The following is a 16905-nucleotide window of genomic DNA, read 5'->3' on the forward strand; positions in this document are numbered from 1 at the left end:
GCCGCCATCGCATAGGCCAGCGGCCCCGATCCGCGTGGCGGCACAACGCCGCCGATGGAGACCCGCTCGTTGAGCAGAGTGGCCACCGCGACCTTCCAGCCGGCGCCGACCTCGCCGAGCCGGTTGGTGTCCGGCACCCGCACGTCGGTGAGGTACACCTCGTTGAAGTGGGCGTTGCCGTCCATCTGCCGTAACGGCCGGACCTCGACACCCGGACTTGCCAGGTCGAGCAGGAATGCGGTGATCCCGGCGTGCTTGGGAACGTCAGGGTCGGTGCGGGCCAGCAGCAGCCCGTGGCGGGCGCGGTGCGCCAGCGACGTCCACACTTTCTGGCCGTTGACGATCCAGTGCTCACCGTCGGGCTCGGCCCGGGTGGCCAGTGCGGCCACGTCGCTGCCGGCGCCGGGCTCGCTGAACAGCTGGCACCAGATCTCCTGCGCCGTCCAGATCGGACGTAGGTGCCGGCGCTGGTCGGGCCGGCCGAACGTGGCGATGACCGGCGCACACATGCCGATACCGATCGGGTTGCGCAGCCAGTCCGGCCGCCGTCCGGCCGTGTCCAGCTCCGCGTCGATCACTTCCTGGAGTTTGGGTCGCAGGCCGAGACCACCGTCGCCGGGTGCGTGGGCCACCCACGCGAGGCCCGCGTCGAACAGCGCGGCGAGGAACGCCTGCTCGTCGCTGCCGGCGTGATCGGCAAGCACCTGCCGGGTGAGCTGGCGAACCTGCTCCGCCTCGCCATTCAAGGTCACGGGTGTCTCCTGTCCTGTTGGCCGTCAAGTCTGGGTTATCACAGTCCGGTCCGGCCTGCGGATTTCGTCCAAACCGACCGGCCGGTAATACGCATATCCCGTCGGGCGACCGCCGCGACGTACAGTGACATCAGTTCCATCACGTCGGCATCTTTATGATCATGCAAAGCGACGAAGGCCGACACATCGAGGGCGATCGCACAGTCGAAACCGAGCCCGATAACGACATCGATGCGGGTACCGACGAGCCGCTCCAACGCCGGGCCGTCAGCATCGCGCACCCACCGCAGGCCGGGTAGGAGCTCCTTGCGCATCGCCACATGTTCGATCCCGGCCTCCATGAAGCGTCCACCGATGGGCAGGTAGCCGCCTGCGGCGTAGAAACCTTCGGCCGCCACCTGGGCATGCAGCTCCACCGCGGGCAGGCCTCGTTCTGAGGCGCGGTGTTCGAGCGCGACGGTGACGGCCCGCCCGAGACCACGCCCGCGCAGCTCGGCGCGAACGGCGACCCGTCCGATCACTCCGCTCGGCTCGGCCGGACCTTCGCCGAGATGGGGATCGGCACCCCGGCGGTCGTCAGGCGAAGCCGACCCGTAGCCCGGGTCGAGCAGCCGGGCCGTCGCCAGGGCCCGGCCGGCATCGTCGACGACGATCGCGTGGTCGGCGTCGTCGTCCCGCCCGTCGTCCTCAAGGTCCGGCGGCACGGCCTGTTCGATCACGAACACGTCACGGCGGAGTTCGAGGGCCGCACGCGGCGGTGGACCCGGTACGACCAGGACGTCGGCGGGCCTCAGCACGGCGCGGCCGAAGCGGGACGGCGGGCGACGAGCCGGACCCTCATAAGACGGAGTGTAGGAGCGCCCTGTCCCCGATCCGGGCTGGTTGCGACCGGACGATGACGATCGTGCGGGGACGATAGGGCGGAAAGTCGCCATATACTGACGTCGAGTGCACGTCGGCCACGCCCGGAGGGGGATGGCGGTGAGGCCAACTCTCAGGGGATGGTTGACCCGCTGGCGGCTGCCCTCCTGGTTCACCTGGTCGTGGTTCGCCCGGTCCCGGGCACGCGGGTCGATCGCGGTCTCGCTGGCCCTGCTGCTCGGCGGCGGATCGACCGTTCTCGTCCTCGGGCAGAGCGCCGGCTCGGCGGTCCTGCACCTGGACGACGTCGGCGCCTGGCTGGCCAGCGGCACCAAGGGAATCGTCTCCCACATCAACGGGCCGTCCGGGCGAGCGGACGCCAGCGTGACCATCAACGGCGCGAAGGGACATCACCTCACCGTCGCCCAGGACGGGTCCAGCGTGCTGGTCACCGACACCGACACCGGGCAGGTCAGCCGCATCGACCCGGCCGGGCTGGCCGTCACCGTGCAGCAGACCTTCGGGCCTGGCGTCACCGTCGTCGCGGGCGCCGGCCAGGCGTATGTCATCGACAAACCCGCCGGACGCGTCAACCGGATCGACCCGACAACGCTGGACGTACTCGGCGCACCGGTCGCCTTCGGTTCCCCGATCGGCGACGCCGGATTGACCGCCGACGGCACACTGTGGGTGGCCCTACCCGCACAAGGGCAGCTCGTCCCGGTCCATCAGGGCATCGCGGGGGCGGCAGTCCCGGTCGCCAGGCCCGATGGCCAGCTATCGATGACGATCGCCGACGGGATGCCGGTCGCAGTCGACGCAACCACCCCGGCCCTGATACCCGTACGCGACGGACGGGCGGCACCGGAACTGCGGCTACCTCCGCCGGCCGGGTCGGGGCGGAAGCTGCTCGTGGCACCATCCGTCGACGGCCATCTGCTCCCGCTTATCGTCGACACAACGACCACGATGCTGCTGGCGGACCTCACCGCGGGCACGGTGCGGACGGTCGAGCTGCGTTCGCAGGATCCTTCGGCGCAGCTCGGCGCGCCGGTCGTGGCCGGCGGCCGGGTGTACGTGCCCGACAGCGGCAAGGGGCGGCTACTGGTCTATGCGACCGGCCCGAACCGATTCGAAACACCGATCACCGTCACACCCGGGGCGGCAGAACTCACCGTCTTCGTCAGAAACGGCACGGTCTGGGCAAACGACCAGAACGGCTCCCACGCCGTCATGGTCAGACCGGACGGTCAGGCCCAACAGGTCGAGAAGTACACCCCCGACGTCGCCGGAAGTGCGTCCACCACCCCGCCCCGGGCGCTGCCCAGGCAGGTCGTCGTACCGCCGAGCCAAGCCCCCCGATCTCAGCCACCGATCGCCGTCCCACCCCGGCGGGACACCCCGCAAGTCCCGGTGACGGGCCCCTCGCCCAGCCCGAGCCGTCCCGACATCCAACCGACGGTCGACCCGACAGCGCCGTCACCGACTGCCACAGCCTCCCCAACACCGACACCGACCCCCACGCCGTCCCCGACACCGACTCCCCCACCCGGGAAGCCGGTCGTGTCCGTAGCGCTGGTCGGCAACGGCCCGAAGACAACCGCAACGGTGACCGCGGCCACCACCAGCGGGCCGACCAGCACGGTCACTCTCACCGTGACACCGCTGAACGCCGGGGAAACCGTCACCGCCACCGGGCCGACCAGCTACGCCGCAGCGCTCACCACATGTGGCCCGCGCACCTACACTGCAACCGCCACCGGCCCCGGCGGACAGACCACGTCCACCGTTTCATTCGGCAAATGCCCACCCCCCGGCGCAGCTATTCAATATCAAGGCTCCGGCTACTACATATTGGCAGGTGAAAATGCCGACGGAACGAGGATCATTCACATAAACTGGGATCCACCGACATCCACTCAAGGTGAGGTAGTGACAGATTACGTGGTCAGCTACTACACCTATTCCGGCCAACTCGCTGGACAGCATGTGACCACCCAAGCCAGCGACACTTTCAATGCTTATCCTTCGTGCGCCGGAGGAAATGGAGACTACCCGACATGGAGCGTGGTTGCCCGTAACGCCAGCGGCTCCGGACCTGCGAGTGAATCGTTTATTGAGGACGACTGCCGTCCTGAGACCGATCGACCCTGAAGATATCGATCCGGAACGCCCGGCAGCTGGGGAATCGCACCCCGGCGGGCCGCGTGGCGGTCAGGGCCGGGGTGGGGTGGCGCCGCGGATGCAACGGTAGTCCGACCAGGCGTAGGAACCAACAGCGAGCACGGCGCCGACCCGGAAGCAGTAGCCCCGCGCGGGATCAAGATCAGGAATCTCGGTGACGGCCGCGCCAGCGGACAACGGCTGCACCGGTACCTGACGTGAGTCCGCCGGAGCCGCCGTCTGCACTACCAGATTGGCGGGCCGCGACCCGTTTCGCCACCTCAGCGTGATGACCGTGCCCATGTCGGTGACATCTGGAGTGCTCGGCCGGGCGGCCTGAAGGTCAGCGGACGTGATCGGCGCGGGCGTGGACAGCAGTGTGGGGGACGGCGACGACGTCGGGTTGGGACGCTGCGGAGCGCGAACGGCCATCACCACGAACAACGCGATGATCGCGCTGGCGGCCATCCCTGTCGTCAACAGAATCCGCCGCCGTTTCGACACACGGGTCTCGTCCGACGGCTCTGCGGCAGGCTTCGGGCGTGGCGGGCGGCGCTCCCGCACAACGGTGCGCTCCTGCATCGGACCGCTCTCGTGGCGGTCACCATCGGAGTCGATGACAGGGCCTGCTGGCGAATGGTCCGCCGGTGCGGCTTGGGATCGCGGACGGGAGCGGGTTGTCTCGCCAGCCGGATTGGGCGCCGGGTCCTCGGGCGTAGCGGGGGCATCCGCTGGCGGGCCGACCTGCCCTCGGACATCATCCGGCGAAGCAGCGTCCGCAGGCGCCATAACGTCTTCGGGTGTGCCGACCGGTTCCGGCGACATCCGCGGGACGGTGTGACCGAGGCGTTCATAAAGCTGGCGGAGGTCGGCGGCGAAGGAATCGGCGGTGGGCGGACGCTTCGCCGGGTCGCGCGCGAGCGCCGTCCGCAGCAGGTTCTCCACGGATTCGGGCACGTCACCACGGGGCAGTGCGGGAACGTCCTGGGTTAATGCGCGTAGCACGATGCTGGCCGGGTTGTCGCCCCGTCGGTAACCGAACGGCGGCGACCCCGCCAGCATGGTGAACAGGGTCGCGCCCAGCGCGTAGACGTCGGTCGCGACCGACGGTTCTTCCCCCTGCAGGATTTCCGGGGCGGTATAGGACGGTGTGAATGCCTCCTGACTCGTAGACCCTTCCACGCCCGTCAGGCTGGCGATACCGAAATCACTGAGAACCGGTTCATCGGTATCACTGAGCAGGATGTTGCCGGGCTTGACATCCCGGTGGATGATTCCAGCGCCGTGCGCGGCGTGCATTGCCCCGGCGACTTTCGCACCGATGAGAAGGGTCTCGTGCACCGGCATCGGCCCGGCCTTCTGGAGCCGGTCGGAAACTGAGCCGCGGGCCAGATACTGCATGGCGATGAACGGACGCCGCTCCTGGGTCGCGCCGGTCTGAAAAATCGTGATGATGTGCGGATGACCGGTAAGGCGCCCGGTTGCCCGGCATTCTCTCCTGAACCGCCGTTCCGCTGCGGAGTCCCGAAGATCAGCATTGATCACCTTTATGGCGACAGTGCGGTCCAGGCCGACCTGATAGGCGGAGTAGACGGTACTGAACCCGCCCTGCGCGATCGCCGTGAAGGACTCGTAACCGGAGATCATCGATGTCTCCCGCCTCGGACGACCCGACTCGGCGCGAGCCGTCCCATCATCCGCCGGTGTGCCGGCACGGCCCGCCGCAGCCGGGTACGCAGGTGTTTTTCGTGGAACCACGCCGCGTCCGCCTCGGCGGTGGTAGTGCCGTCCGCGGCGAAGAGAGCTGTGGTGACGAGGTTCGCGAGGGTCAGCAGCGACTCCCGACCGCTGTCTCCGATCGCGGCTGGCGCGAGCCCGACCATCTCAACCGGGGTCGACGCGGCCGGAATCGCGATGCCGGCGCCCGCCAGCATGTCGATCATGCTGTGCCAGGCGCAGACTACCCGTTCCCGCGACGTTCGCGCCGACCGTCGCCGCCGCCGGCGCGCCACCGGCGCCCCCACGGCGACCGCCAGGTAGCCGACGACGACAGCGATCACGACACCGCCGAACACCAAGCCCGCATACACCGACAGCGGGGTGTGATGTGCAGGTGGCGGGGCCGGTGGTAGCGGTGTCGCCTGCTGCACGGGCACGGCCGCTGCCGCTCCGACCCGCTGCTCCCGGTCGGTGGACTCCCCCTGCGCCGACGACGCGACCTTTCCACCGCTGCGCTGCCCCTGCTTCGGTGTCGGGTAGAACGGCAGCCAGCCCACACCCGCAAAGTCGATCTCCGGCCACACGAGCACGTCGCCGGTGTGCACATCCAATGTGTCGTTAGCCGTGTTCGCCGGCCCACCGGGCAGGGTGAACCCGACCACAACCCGGCTGGGCAGGCCCAGCGTCCGGGCAGCGACCGCGAACACCGTCGCGAACTGCTCGGACGTGCCGGTCCCGCTGTTCTTCGTCAGGAAGTAGTTGAGGTGCCCGTAGGTGTGACCGGCGGGCGCGGTCGGGTCGTAGGTGAAGTTGGTGCGCAGGTACTGCTCCAGGGCGTATGCCTGCTGGAACGGGGTACCCGCCCCGGCAGACGCCTCCCGGGCCGCCTCCCGCACCAGGTCGGGCAGGCCCGGCGGCAGGTAACGGGCCGCGTCGGCGTCGGCTCCGGCGGCCGGCCGAAGGGATACGAGCACGGCCTGGTCCGGGGTGGTCTGCGGCGCGGACGTCACCGTGTACCGGCGGCCGGGCTGCAGCGGGACGGTACTGAGCAGGGCGCCGCTGGCGACATCGACGGCCAGACCCGTCCCGTCGAGCTGGACCGGACGGTCCATGGCCGGAATCAGGGCACCGTCCAGACCGTCGATCTCCACGTCCTGCCGTATCTCCCCGGTGCGCGCCAGCTCCCCGGACGTCGGCGGAACCCGGCGTCCGGCCGGGGAGAAACGGGCCGACGACGTCCAGGACTGGCCGTCGAAACGGTCGAGTACCGCCAGCCGGATGTTCGCGGGCGCGGGCGCGGAGGCCGACGCGGGCGCTGATGCGGGCGCGGGCGCGGGCGCTGATGCGGGCGCGGGCGCGGGCGTAGACGCTGGCACGTGCCCGGACGTACGCACGGTGAACAGCCGCCGGCCCGGACTGCCGAGCCAGGCCGCGACCTCGTCCAACGGACTGACCGTGGACATCGGGTACAGCGACACCGCGCGTTCGGTGCGCACGTCGTACGGGCCGCGGCCGTGCACCGGTGGCAGGAGGGGACCGACGAAAACCGCGGCCGCGGCGACGACCACCGCAACCGACAGGCCGATCATCGCCCGGCCCGGGAAGGATCCCGACGCCGACGCTGATCCCGTCCTGGCGCGACTGCCGCCCCGACTGACACCGCGACGGCCAGCGTGACCGCCAGCAGTTGTCGCCGGCCGCGCTTCGGCGTGGCGGCACAGCGTGAGCAGTCCGGCGGCCACCACCAGACCGGCCGCGACCAGGAGGTTCGAGCCCGGACCGGGCACGGTCAGCGTCACCCCGGCCGCGAAGACCACGACCGCCGGGACGATCGGGAGCAGCGTCGTCCGCGTCCTGGCCACCAGTTCCGCGCCGGCGCCGGCCGCGAGCCACGTCAACGCCTGCGGCACCACCACCAGATCCGGGGAGTCCGGCGCCGGCAGCGTCACATCCAGCAGCCGGACCCAGCCGTTGAGCAGGCCGTCGCCGACCGCGGGCAGCACAGCGGGCGCGTCCGGCGAACCGTGCCGGAACAGGGTCATTGCCACCACGGCCAGCCACAGCCCGGCCCATACCAGCACGGAGACCAGTAACGGCACCCGGCGACGGCGGGCCACACCCGCGAGCGCCGCCACCGCGATCGCGGGTACAACAGCGGCCAACGCGACCGGGCCTGCGAGCGCGCCCACGGCGAACGCCCTATGAAACGCGCTACCGACAAGCCCGGCCGCCACGGTGACCGCGGCGAAGCTCCCGACCCGGGGCAGCGACACCGGCACCGTCGCAGGAACGGTGGCAGGCACGGTTACCGGCACCGTCACCGCAGGCTCCCGGCGGGCGTCGCCGGCCATGCAGCCACCAGCGCCGCGGCGTCGGCGACGTCCAGGACGCGCAGTCGTCCGCCACCTGCTGTCACCGAGGCCCCGGCAGGGCCGGACGCACCGGACCCGGCCGCACCGGACCCTGGCACACCGGACCCGAGGCTGGACTCGATTCCGGTACCACCGACCCGGACCACGATCACGTGCTCGAACCGGCTGACGGCCGGGGCGACCACCGCTGCCTGCCCGACGTCGACTCCGCCGGTGACCAGGGTCAGCGTGCCGACCCCGCCGCGGCCGAACCCCCGGACGGCTGCCGTCAACGCGTCATCCGGGTATACCCCGGCACCGATACCGATACCGATACCGGAACCGGAACCGGAACCGGAACGGAGACCGGAACCGGAACCGGACGTGTCGAGAGTGCCGGCGTCGCGTTCCACCTGGGCGAGCGCGTCCAGGACGACCTGGTCGTCACCGCGCCCGCCCCGGCCCGCGACCCGAACATCCCCCGTGGTGCGTAACCGGACCGGAAACCGGCGCCGGGCCGAGGCGAACAGGACGGATGCAGCGACGTCCACTGCGGCGTCGAACGCGCGGTCACCGGCCGCACCGGACGGGTAGGCGTACGCCCGGGTGTCCAGCAGAACGGTCGTGACCGGCTCGCTCGGATCGACATACCGGCGCACCAGCAACGTCCCCGCTCGGGCGCTGGACCGCCAGTGCACATGGCGGGGATCGTCACCGGGCACGTACTCGCGCAACGCGTGGAAGGTCACGCCACCGTCGGTCCGGCTGTCCACCGACAGCCCGTCGGGGCTACTGGACCGGGCCGACGCCAGCGGCGTCAGCGGATGCACGACCGGGTGGACATGGACCACAGCCGACTTCCCGACCTGCTGAGAGCGTGTCAGCAGGCCGAACGGGTCGGACCTGCGGACGTGCACCGGGCCGACCCGCAGCACTCCCCGACGCGCGGTCGGCAGCGCCACCGCGATCGTGCGCCGCGTCGATCCACCCAGCGAGCGCAGGTGGGTGTCGGTCGCGGTCGCACCATGGGGCAGGCTGATCTGCAGCGCCCCGCTCCGCCGGTCGGCGATATTCCTGATCGTCACACTCGCGAGGGCCGCCTCACCACGACGGACCCGGGCCGGAAGGACCTCGATGTCTGCGCTCAGCCGCGGGCGGTAGGCGACCGCGACCGCCGCTGCCAGCAACGCGGCGGCACATCCCACCGCCAGCACCGACAGTTCGGCGAACCGCAGCACTCCCGAGATGACCACCAACACGACCGCCGCGCCGGCCACCCCCCAGCCGACCGGGGTGACGATGCCAAGCGCCGCGCCCGGGTGGCGCCGGGCAGGTGTCACAGCCGGTTACACCCCGGCCAGGGACCGGGGTACCGGTACGGACCCGAGCACCTCACCGACCGCGTCCTCGCCGGTGAAGCCGCGCAGTTCCGCGTCGGCCGCCACCAGCATCCGGTGCGCGAGCACGGGCACGGCCAGCGCTTTGACATCATCCGGAGTGACGAACTCGCGGCCCGCCGCAGCCGCCCGGACCTGGGACGCGCGCAGCAGGGCGATGCTGCCGCGCGGGCTGGCGCCCAGCCGTAGTTGCGGCATCGTCCGGGTCGCCGCGACCACGTCCACCACGTACTCGCGCAGGGTGTCCGCAACATGGATGCGCGCACCCTGCGCGATCAGCGCCAGTACCTCGTCAGTGGACAGCACCGGGCTCAGATCCTCCACCCGGATGCCCGACTGACGATTACGCAGAATCGCGACCTCGGACTGACGGTCGGGGTAACCCATCCGAACCCGCATGAGGAACCGGTCCAGCTGTGCCTCGGGCAGCGCATAGGTGCCGTCCATGTCGACCGGGTTCTGGGTCGCCACGACGAAGAACGGCCGCGGCACCGCATGCGGCTGGCCGTCAACGGTGACCCGCCCCTCCTCCATCACCTCCAGCAACGCCGACTGTGTCTTGGGTGACGCCCGGTTCACCTCGTCGGCCACCACCACATGGGCGAACACCGGCCCGGGATGAAACCCGAACGCAGCGGTCCCCTGGTGGTAGACGCTCACCCCGGTGACATCGGACGGCAGAAGATCCGGGGTGAACTGGATGCGGTGACAGGACGCCTCCAACGACGCCGCGATGCAGCGGGCCAACGAGGTCTTGCCCAGCCCCGGAACGTCCTCGATGAGCAGGTGCCCGCCAGCGAACAGGCAGGTCAGCGCCAGCGAAACCGCCTCGGTCTTGCCCCGCACCACCAGCTCGACGTTGTCGACGACGGCCTGAAACGCCGCCGCGAAATCGGACGGCTGATCACTGCCGGTTGGCGGCATGGACACCATGTTCTCCTGTCAGACAGCTCCAAACCCGCCCCTGCAAGCGCTGCGGCACTATACCGTTCCAGCTTCAGCACGATAGCGTGACAGCTACTTCGACATGGTGCCGCGCCTCGTGTGACGAGATCCGGAAACCCCCACCCAGCGCTGCCAGAGGGGACGGTATGGATCTGTTCGTCGGCCGAGAAGCCGAGTTGACGGAGGCGTTACGCCTGCTCTTCACCCGGGGCGAAGGGTCTGTGATCGACCTTGTCGGTGTTCACGGCCTGGGGAAGTCCATGCTGATCCGACAGCTGGTCAGTCGGGTTGAAGGCGCCAACCGGGTATACATCTTCAACGAGGACATGTCCGCGTTCCGGCGGGAAGGATTCCGGAACGCCTACGGCCCCCGCGCCTCTGCCCCCGTCCTGTGGGAGACATTCGCGCGAACACGAGAGCTGATGCTTCGGGTGACCGATCGTACCCGAGCTCGGGAGTTCGCTGGTTTCCGCCAGCTGTGCGAGCGCGAGGCGCGCCTGCTCGGCGGTGCGCCGAAGACCGAAACGGGTATGCGCGACACCCCCGGGAGCGACGACCAGGAAACGGTCAAGGCTCGAATCCGCCAGTCGCAGTCGGCCATAGACGACGCTTTCGTCAGCGGCTGGGCGGAGTGGAGCCGGCGTCGGCACATCCTGATCACCACGGATTCGTTCGAACGCGTCGTCGACGACGAGATGGGCCACTGGCTGGCGCGTATGGCGCTGCGCCTGACGAACACTCTGGTCGTCATCGCCCGGGTGCCCTCACCGCACACGTTCTCGACCGGATCGGATCGCTGGTATGTCCGGCAGCTGCCCTATCTGTCTCGCGACGAAGTCGCCCTCTACCTCGACCAGACGTTTCACGGCGCGCTGCAGCCAGGTGTCGCCGATGTCGTCCACGATTTCACCGCGGGACATCCCGGTGGTCTGTCGCTGGCGGCGAAACTGGTCAGCGAGATGGGTCCGGAGAAACTCGAAGCATCGGACCTGTGGCGAACTCTTCAGCGGCTGCCCGACGATCCGTGGGAGAAATGGGCCGGCCTCGTCCGGTTAATCATCGACGCCGTCCGGGACACCCGGCTGTCGAAGGCCGTCCACGCCTGTGCCGTGGTCAACACCTTCGACGAGCCGCTACTCGCCGAACTGCTGGCGGAAGGTGACGGCGGGTATCCCGATGTCGGAACCGTCATTCAAACGCTCAAAGGCTACGGCATCGCCGAACAGCTGGTCGCGGTCGCCGACGAACCGTCCGACCGTTTCCGCCTGCACGAGTTCATCCGGCTTTCCCTGAGCCGCGAACTGCGGACAATGCACCCCCGCACCTGGCAGGACCTGCACCAACAGGCCGCCCAGCATTATTTCCGCCTCGTGTCGGAATGGGAGGACGAAACCACCGGCACCTACAGCTCCTGGTATCGCTACGAACACCCCCGCTGGCAGGCCTACAAGCGGGAGTGGTTGTTCCACGCCCGGCGGGTGTCCCGGAACCGCACGATCACCCGAGCACGTTTCGCGCTCGTGTTCCTGGAGGCCTACTGGTGGTGGGGGTGCTACTGCCCGTTCGAGTACAACCGGCGGCTGCTGGAGGACTGGGAACGTACCTGGCACCAGGAGGACTCGCTCGCAGGGAACGTCGGCTTCGTCGCGACCGGGACCGGGACTACAACAGCAACAGCAACAGCAACAGCAACAGCAACAGCAACCCAGCGTAACCCGGACGACCAGTTGGGCGAAGCGCTGGGCTTCGTGCTGGACCACTATCCGCCGGGCTACCTCAAGACCGACGCTCCCTGGAACGACATCCGTAACCGGCTGCTGCTCGTCCAACGCCTCTGCGGGCTGGGCCGTGGCTCCCGTGTCGACGCCACCGCGGAGGAAGAACGGGAGCTACTGCGGGTCAATGGTCTGATCAAAATATTTCTCGCGCACAGCCGGCGATTCCGCGACCTGGCCGACCCGGCCGCGGACCGTTATTACAACGAGGCGCTGGCTGTTTTTGAAGAACTCGCGGACGACTGGAGCGTCGCCTGGTTGCTCTTCGAAACCACTGACCTCGCGCTGGAACGGGAAAAACTGGAGGAAATGGTCATCGGTATCAATGCATCGGCGCAACGCCTACAACGGATTGCCGCGCAGACAGATGACTGGGACGAAGAGTTGATCGCGAATCTCTTCCGTGTACGTGCGGACCTGCACTGGGCGGCCGGAGAGACCGACGAGGCATTCGCCGACTATCATCGTGCGGTCGTCCACGCCTACCGGTTCATGGGCGTACCGCACCCTCCGGACGAGTACAACCTCGTTTTCTACGAGGAGATGACGACCCGGACGGTGACCCGCCTGTGCGAGATCTGCAATCGCTCCGGTATCGACGAGGCAACGCGGCGAGCCGAGCTGACCGGCAGCATCCTGTCGGGTGATGAACGAGCCGGCACGGACGATGTCCGCCAGATGTTCGCCCGCTCGGATATACGCGCGTTACGCGGCTGGCTGTTTCCGCGCGGGCCGGAACCCGCCGAGTTGAGGTCCGCGGACTCCCCTTTCATGGACGAATGGAGCGTCTTCGACGAGGACGAACCGCCCTCGGACGTCGATGTCGAGTCCCTTACGGGTGGATAACGGCTTCGCCGCCATCCAAGGCTGGGGCGGGCAAGCCGAGCCGGGTCGCGAGCCATCTCGCCTGCCAGCGGCGTTCGTCGAGGTATGGATCATCGAGGTAAGCGGTGTCGCCGAGGATGGCGCTGCGCTGGTTGGCGGCGCGCGCCGCGATGTAGGCGAGTGCCGCGGGAGGGTCGACGTCGAGCGATTCAAGCGCGTCAATCACGTATGCCGACAGCAGGTTGGCCGTGGAACCGAGATCCCGGACGGCTGCCTCGATGCCCGCGCGAGCATGCTCGTCGAGCGCGTCGGCCTTTCCGTTCCGACCAAAGGCCGCTGCGGCGGCCTCCAAACGCTCTGCGAACGCAGCCAGGCCGGCGTCGCGCAGTTCGGCCGCAGCATGGTGGGCGACGCGGCAGACGCAGGCGACGCTGAATTCCCGGGCGGCCGCCCGCGTCCATTCCTCGACCCGCGCGCCGAGCCGACCGCGTCCGGCCACGACCTTGTTCTCATGGATGACCAGCGGGCCGTCGAGATCGATCCGCCACAGTTCCTCGGTGAGCCAGTAGGGCAGGTCCTCGACCCGGCAGGCGTGGATACCGTCCCTGCACGGCACCACATCCCCAGCCACATCCCCGACCCCGACCCCGACATTGACCCCCGCCTCAACCCAGCGTCCCGGCATCGCCCCCCAGGCATAGCCGGTGAACGGGCTTGTCCCCGACGGACGGAGGAACTTGTAGTAGCTCATCGTCACGTATCACGAACCCGTTCCACCGCTGCGGCTAGCCTGTCCGCCAGCCCCGCGGGAACCGCCACCGTGGCTGCCGCCGTCAACGCCGCCAACGATCGTCGCACCCGGTCACTGTAGGCAAGGCACGGCGGGCAGAAAAGCAGGTGCTGTTCGAACGCATTCTGATCACTATCGGTCAGCTCTGCGTCGTACCAGGCGCCCACCAGATCGAAGATGACCTCACAGCTGACGTCCCTCGCCCTCATCGGCGCTCAGCCCCGGCATCGACGGCTCTGAACTCTTCATCGAGGTAAGCAACGTAGGCCTCCCGGGCGCTGTCGAGAAGTCTGCCCTGGTCATCGGGTTCCGTACCCGTGATGGGGGCGGCTTCGGTCGCCGACAGCTTTGCCGCGTCCCGGAGGATGAGCAGCGTCCGCTGGTGCAGCGGAAGGCGACGCACCGCATGACGCACCTGTTCGGCTGTGGGCACCCAACCGGCTGGCCAGGACGGGACGTCAACGTTCCACCATCCCGCCCAGCGGTCATCCGGCGGCAGGAAGAAGCCCACTCGCGATGGCGATGGCTCTGGCTCTGGCGATGGCTCTGGCTCTGGCGATCTCACGGTGACGCTGTCGGTCGTGGCGGCGGCGTCATCGAGTCGGCCGTCCTCCCGCATCAGTCTGAGGACCGCGCCGAGCAGGGCAACCCGAACCGGTTGATCTGTGCCGGCCACCAACATGGCAACGGTGTCGAGCCAGGCGCGTTCGACCACCGCGACCACCGCGACGGCTTCGGGGCGCGCACCGACCGCCTCTGCGAGCAGCACCGCAAGCGCGTGGTCGGTGTTCATCAGCGTGTCGACGGCCGTGCCATCCCCATTGGCGAGTGCAGTTCGCAGTGGTCCGGTCACCTGCCGACCTCGATGAACCTCGGTATCTCCGCCACACGATCCAGCGGCCACAACGGGAGCCTGCCGTCATCGCCCTGCTCGCAGAACTGCCGTAGCACCTGGTAATCAGGATCGGCGGTGAGCACCTCGCTCCCCTCGCACAGTTCGAAGTACTCGTCGAGGAAAACGCTCACGATCTTTGCCGACACGGTCTGCGCGGTCTCGCCGAGGCAGATCAGCAGCATGTCGAAGACCCGCGGTACGCCAGGCCGCAGGGACGGCTGAAAGAACGGCATGGGAACAAGCACGGAGCCCGTCCGGTGGTACAGCCTGAGCCGGGCGTCGGGGTCGCCGTAGACATTCGGCTGGTGAAAACGCGGATCCTCGATCTCGGCGATCACCAGAGACGGCCTGATGGCCGCCCGCCATCGGGGGATGACGTCGGTGAGCAGGGTCTGACCGATGCCCCGGCCACGCGCCTCGGGCCGCACCGCGATATAGCTGAGCAGGAGTACCCCTGATCGGGGATAGATCTCGCCCAGCATTCCCCCCAGCGGGGTCTCGCCGTCGAAGACCAGCGCGCCGGGACCCAGATCGCCGGCAGCGGCCTCACGCAGCTCATCCCAGGTAATGAGTTCATCTGGTGGGAAGGCCGGTGTCAGCACCTCTGCGTAGAAGGCCTCCAGCGCTGTCTCGCTGACCTCGGACAATTTCATGATCTTCAAACCGTTCTGGGCACGAGCGCCGATCCACTGGGTCTCCCCTGGCCTGACCACCCCCTCATCTTCGCCTGTTCGTCACAACCTGACCAGCGTCCAGCCGCCCAGGGACCAGCGCCCAGCGCCCAGCCGAGGAGCAGCCGCTGGATCGGCATCCACTGGAACAGTGCGCACCGCAACAGCCTGCGCCGGACGAACGTCCACCGCCGTCCAGCGTTTATACCCATCGCATACGGCCTGCACCGACCTAGCTGCGGCGGAGTAATCTGGCCGGTGTCAATGGGAAAGGACGTGGCTGGGAATGCCGAAGGCTACAGTCAGCATGGCTGTCCGAGTGCCGGACGCTCAGCTCGTGAGCGCCTATGACATGTGGTACGAGTTCGTGAAAGACGCGTCGGATGACGGCCACGGCCGTGGCCACGATGACGTTGAGATCTCCGTGGTCGCGCTGGAGTTGTATCCATCGGGGATGCCCGCCCGGCCCGTCGCCCGTCGCCTGGCCACGCCCGGCGGGGATGCGCTGGTGTTCCGGCCGGAGTGGTTCAGCACGTATGACCCCGAGCAGTCCGAACATGGCAAGATCAGCCTTAGCGGGCCCCAGCGTGAGGTCTTCGATTTTTCCTTCGACTACCGCTTCCGCCCGCCGCGGGCGACGCTGGTAGTCGATTTACCGGACGAACGGATGTCCCGTACGATTCTCGACGTGATCGACGATTCGACGTCGGTGGTACCGCGTGCACGCCAGCCCGAGGCGGCTGACGAAGGATGGGCGGGCGGCACGACGCAGCCGACGATTTTCATCGGACACGGCGGGCCGAACGAGATGTGGCGCATACTCAAGGACTACCTGGCCGACTTCGATTACCGGGCGGTGACCTTCGAGAGCGAATTCCGTTACGGCCGCTCGGCAGCACAGGTCGTATGGGAGATGCTTCAACAGGTGGACTTCGCGTTACTCGTCCACACCGCTGATGACGAGACGAAGCTCGGTACCGTCCGGTCGCGCCAGAACGTGGTGCACGAGACCGGGCTGTTCCAGGGCAGGCTGGGCTTCGAAAAAGCGATCATCGTCCGGGAAGAAGGCGTTGAGGAATTTTCCAACCTCGCCGGAATTCAGGAGATCAGATTTCCCAGAGGGAGTATAGAGGCAGCCTTCGGCGAGGTTCTCCGTGCCCTGCGCGGCGTTTTTCCCGCCCACTGACCTGCCCCCTCTACAGCCGCCGCCCGGCCATCCGGCCATCCGGGACGAGGCCAAGCCAGGTGGGTGGCGGAGCAAGACCAGCCCACCTGGCACGGCACTACGGTTCAGGCACAGGCCTACGTGCAGGTCGCCGCTGCTCCTCGGGGAACGCCGGTCAACCAACTCGCCGGAACCACAGCGACGCCGTTCTGCGGATAGCGCCCGAGTAGGCAGGCCGACAGGGTCGGAGTACCGATGGGCCGGACGACACCGCCCACATACAGGTACTGACCGGGGGTACCGACGGCTCGGATCACCGTGTTCTTCGGTAGCCGGGATGGCGCGTGGATCGGGTTCGCGAGATAGCCCACCGGCAACTCGGTATAGGCACGCAACCCCTCAGCGTCATAGGCCACCGCATCGCTGTAAGCCAACGGCAGAGCAGCACCACGCACCGAGACATACTGAGCCGACGACCCCGTCTCGGTAAAACGCGTGTGATCAGGCAGACTACACTGCGCCGCCGCACCCGTCGGCAGACCATCCGCCCAACTCGCCGGCACAACCGCAACCCCCGGCAACCCAAAGCTGTACAC

Annotated in this window: 14 protein-coding genes; 3 read left to right on the forward strand and 11 right to left on the reverse strand. The window is 68.4% G+C overall.

The features are described from left to right. On the reverse strand, nt 1-746 hold a 746-nt coding region (locus U9978_RS05830; protein ID WP_416210865.1), incomplete at its 3' end, for an acyl-CoA dehydrogenase family protein. Between the two features lie 44 nt (nt 747-790). After that, a complete protein-coding gene (locus tag U9978_RS05835; protein WP_322760013.1) occupies nt 791-1549 on the reverse strand; it encodes a GNAT family N-acetyltransferase in 759 nt (252 codons plus the stop codon). 184 nt (nt 1550-1733) lie between these two features. Between U9978_RS05835 and U9978_RS05840 the strand changes: the two genes are divergently transcribed. After that, on the forward strand, nt 1734-3767 hold the full coding sequence (locus U9978_RS05840; protein ID WP_322760014.1) for a hypothetical protein: 2034 nt from the start codon (nt 1734-1736) through the stop codon (nt 3765-3767). A gap of 60 nt (nt 3768-3827) precedes the next feature. Here the strand turns inward: U9978_RS05840 and U9978_RS05845 are convergent, their stop codons facing one another. The 4 genes from U9978_RS05845 to U9978_RS05860 are packed head-to-tail and all read right to left on the reverse strand — an operon-like array spanning nt 3828 to nt 10167. Continuing rightward, on the reverse strand, nt 3828-5423 hold the full coding sequence (locus U9978_RS05845) for a serine/threonine-protein kinase (RefSeq protein WP_322760015.1): 1596 nt from the start codon (nt 5421-5423) through the stop codon (nt 3828-3830). Next, nucleotides 5420-7846 carry a transglutaminaseTgpA domain-containing protein gene (locus U9978_RS05850; RefSeq protein ID WP_322760016.1) on the reverse strand — a complete coding sequence of 809 codons (2427 nt, stop codon included), beginning with the start codon at nt 7844-7846 and terminating at the stop codon, nt 5420-5422. Before U9978_RS05850 ends, U9978_RS05845 begins: the two co-directional genes overlap by 4 nt. Continuing rightward, nucleotides 7813-9186, reverse strand: coding sequence for a DUF58 domain-containing protein (locus tag U9978_RS05855; protein ID WP_322760017.1), 1374 nt, complete (start codon nt 9184-9186; stop codon nt 7813-7815). The genes U9978_RS05850 and U9978_RS05855 overlap by 34 nt, the downstream gene beginning before the upstream one ends. Nucleotides 9187-9192: 6 nt before the next feature. Then, entirely contained in the window at nt 9193-10167 is a 975-nt protein-coding gene (locus U9978_RS05860) for a MoxR family ATPase (RefSeq protein WP_322760093.1), read from the reverse strand. Between the two features lie 167 nt (nt 10168-10334). On the opposite strand from U9978_RS05860, the gene U9978_RS05865 reads away from it, so the two are divergent. After that, nucleotides 10335-12809: a hypothetical protein gene (locus U9978_RS05865; RefSeq protein WP_322760018.1), complete on the forward strand. Its 2475-nt coding sequence runs from the start codon at nt 10335-10337 to the stop codon at nt 12807-12809. Here the strand turns inward: U9978_RS05865 and U9978_RS05870 are convergent. The 4 genes from U9978_RS05870 to U9978_RS05885 are packed head-to-tail and all read right to left on the reverse strand — an operon-like array spanning nt 12796 to nt 15186. Beyond that, nucleotides 12796-13539, reverse strand: a complete 744-nt coding sequence (locus tag U9978_RS05870) for a hypothetical protein (protein ID WP_322760019.1) — start codon at nt 13537-13539, stop codon at nt 12796-12798. The genes U9978_RS05865 and U9978_RS05870 overlap by 14 nt on opposite strands. Nucleotides 13540-13541: 2 nt before the next feature. Beyond that, complete coding sequence (locus U9978_RS05875) at nt 13542-13787, reverse strand: zf-HC2 domain-containing protein (protein WP_322760020.1); 246 nt, start codon at nt 13785-13787, stop codon at nt 13542-13544. Beyond that, nucleotides 13784-14431 carry a hypothetical protein gene (locus tag U9978_RS05880; RefSeq protein WP_322760021.1) on the reverse strand — a complete coding sequence of 216 codons (648 nt, stop codon included), beginning with the start codon at nt 14429-14431 and terminating at the stop codon, nt 13784-13786. The genes U9978_RS05875 and U9978_RS05880 overlap by 4 nt, the downstream gene beginning before the upstream one ends. Beyond that, nucleotides 14428-15186, reverse strand: coding sequence for a GNAT family N-acetyltransferase (locus tag U9978_RS05885; RefSeq protein WP_322760022.1), 759 nt, complete (start codon nt 15184-15186; stop codon nt 14428-14430). The genes U9978_RS05880 and U9978_RS05885 overlap by 4 nt, the downstream gene beginning before the upstream one ends. A 244-nt stretch (nt 15187-15430) precedes the next feature. On the opposite strand from U9978_RS05885, the gene U9978_RS05890 reads away from it, so the two are divergent. Further along, a complete protein-coding gene (locus U9978_RS05890) occupies nt 15431-16330 on the forward strand; it encodes a nucleotide-binding protein (protein ID WP_322760023.1) in 900 nt (299 codons plus the stop codon). A gap of 116 nt (nt 16331-16446) precedes the next feature. Here the strand turns inward: U9978_RS05890 and U9978_RS05895 are convergent. Further along, nucleotides 16447-16905: hypothetical protein (locus U9978_RS05895; RefSeq protein WP_322760024.1), on the reverse strand; the 459-nt coding region annotated here is incomplete at its 5' end.

The sequence above is a fragment of the Protofrankia sp. Cr2 genome, assembly GCF_963555885.1.
Taxonomy (GTDB): Bacteria; Actinomycetota; Actinomycetes; order Frankiales; family Frankiaceae; genus Protofrankia.

What these genes read in the sequence shown, in the direction of transcription:
- U9978_RS05875 (WP_322760020.1), bottom strand. Translation starts at nt 13,787, where the DNA reads ATGAGGGCGAGGGACGTCAGCTGTGAGGTCATCTTCGATCTGGTGGGC.
- U9978_RS05865 (WP_322760018.1), top strand. Translation starts at nt 10,335, where the DNA reads ATGGATCTGTTCGTCGGCCGAGAAGCCGAGTTGACGGAGGCGTTACGC.
- U9978_RS05870 (WP_322760019.1), bottom strand. Translation starts at nt 13,539, where the DNA reads ATGAGCTACTACAAGTTCCTCCGTCCGTCGGGGACAAGCCCGTTCACC.
- U9978_RS05850 (WP_322760016.1), bottom strand. Translation starts at nt 7,846, where the DNA reads ATGGCCGGCGACGCCCGCCGGGAGCCTGCGGTGACGGTGCCGGTAACC.
- U9978_RS05860 (WP_322760093.1), bottom strand. Translation starts at nt 10,167, where the DNA reads ATGCCGCCAACCGGCAGTGATCAGCCGTCCGATTTCGCGGCGGCGTTT.
- U9978_RS05890 (WP_322760023.1), top strand. Translation starts at nt 15,431, where the DNA reads ATGCCGAAGGCTACAGTCAGCATGGCTGTCCGAGTGCCGGACGCTCAG.
- U9978_RS05845 (WP_322760015.1), bottom strand. Translation starts at nt 5,423, where the DNA reads ATGATCTCCGGTTACGAGTCCTTCACGGCGATCGCGCAGGGCGGGTTC.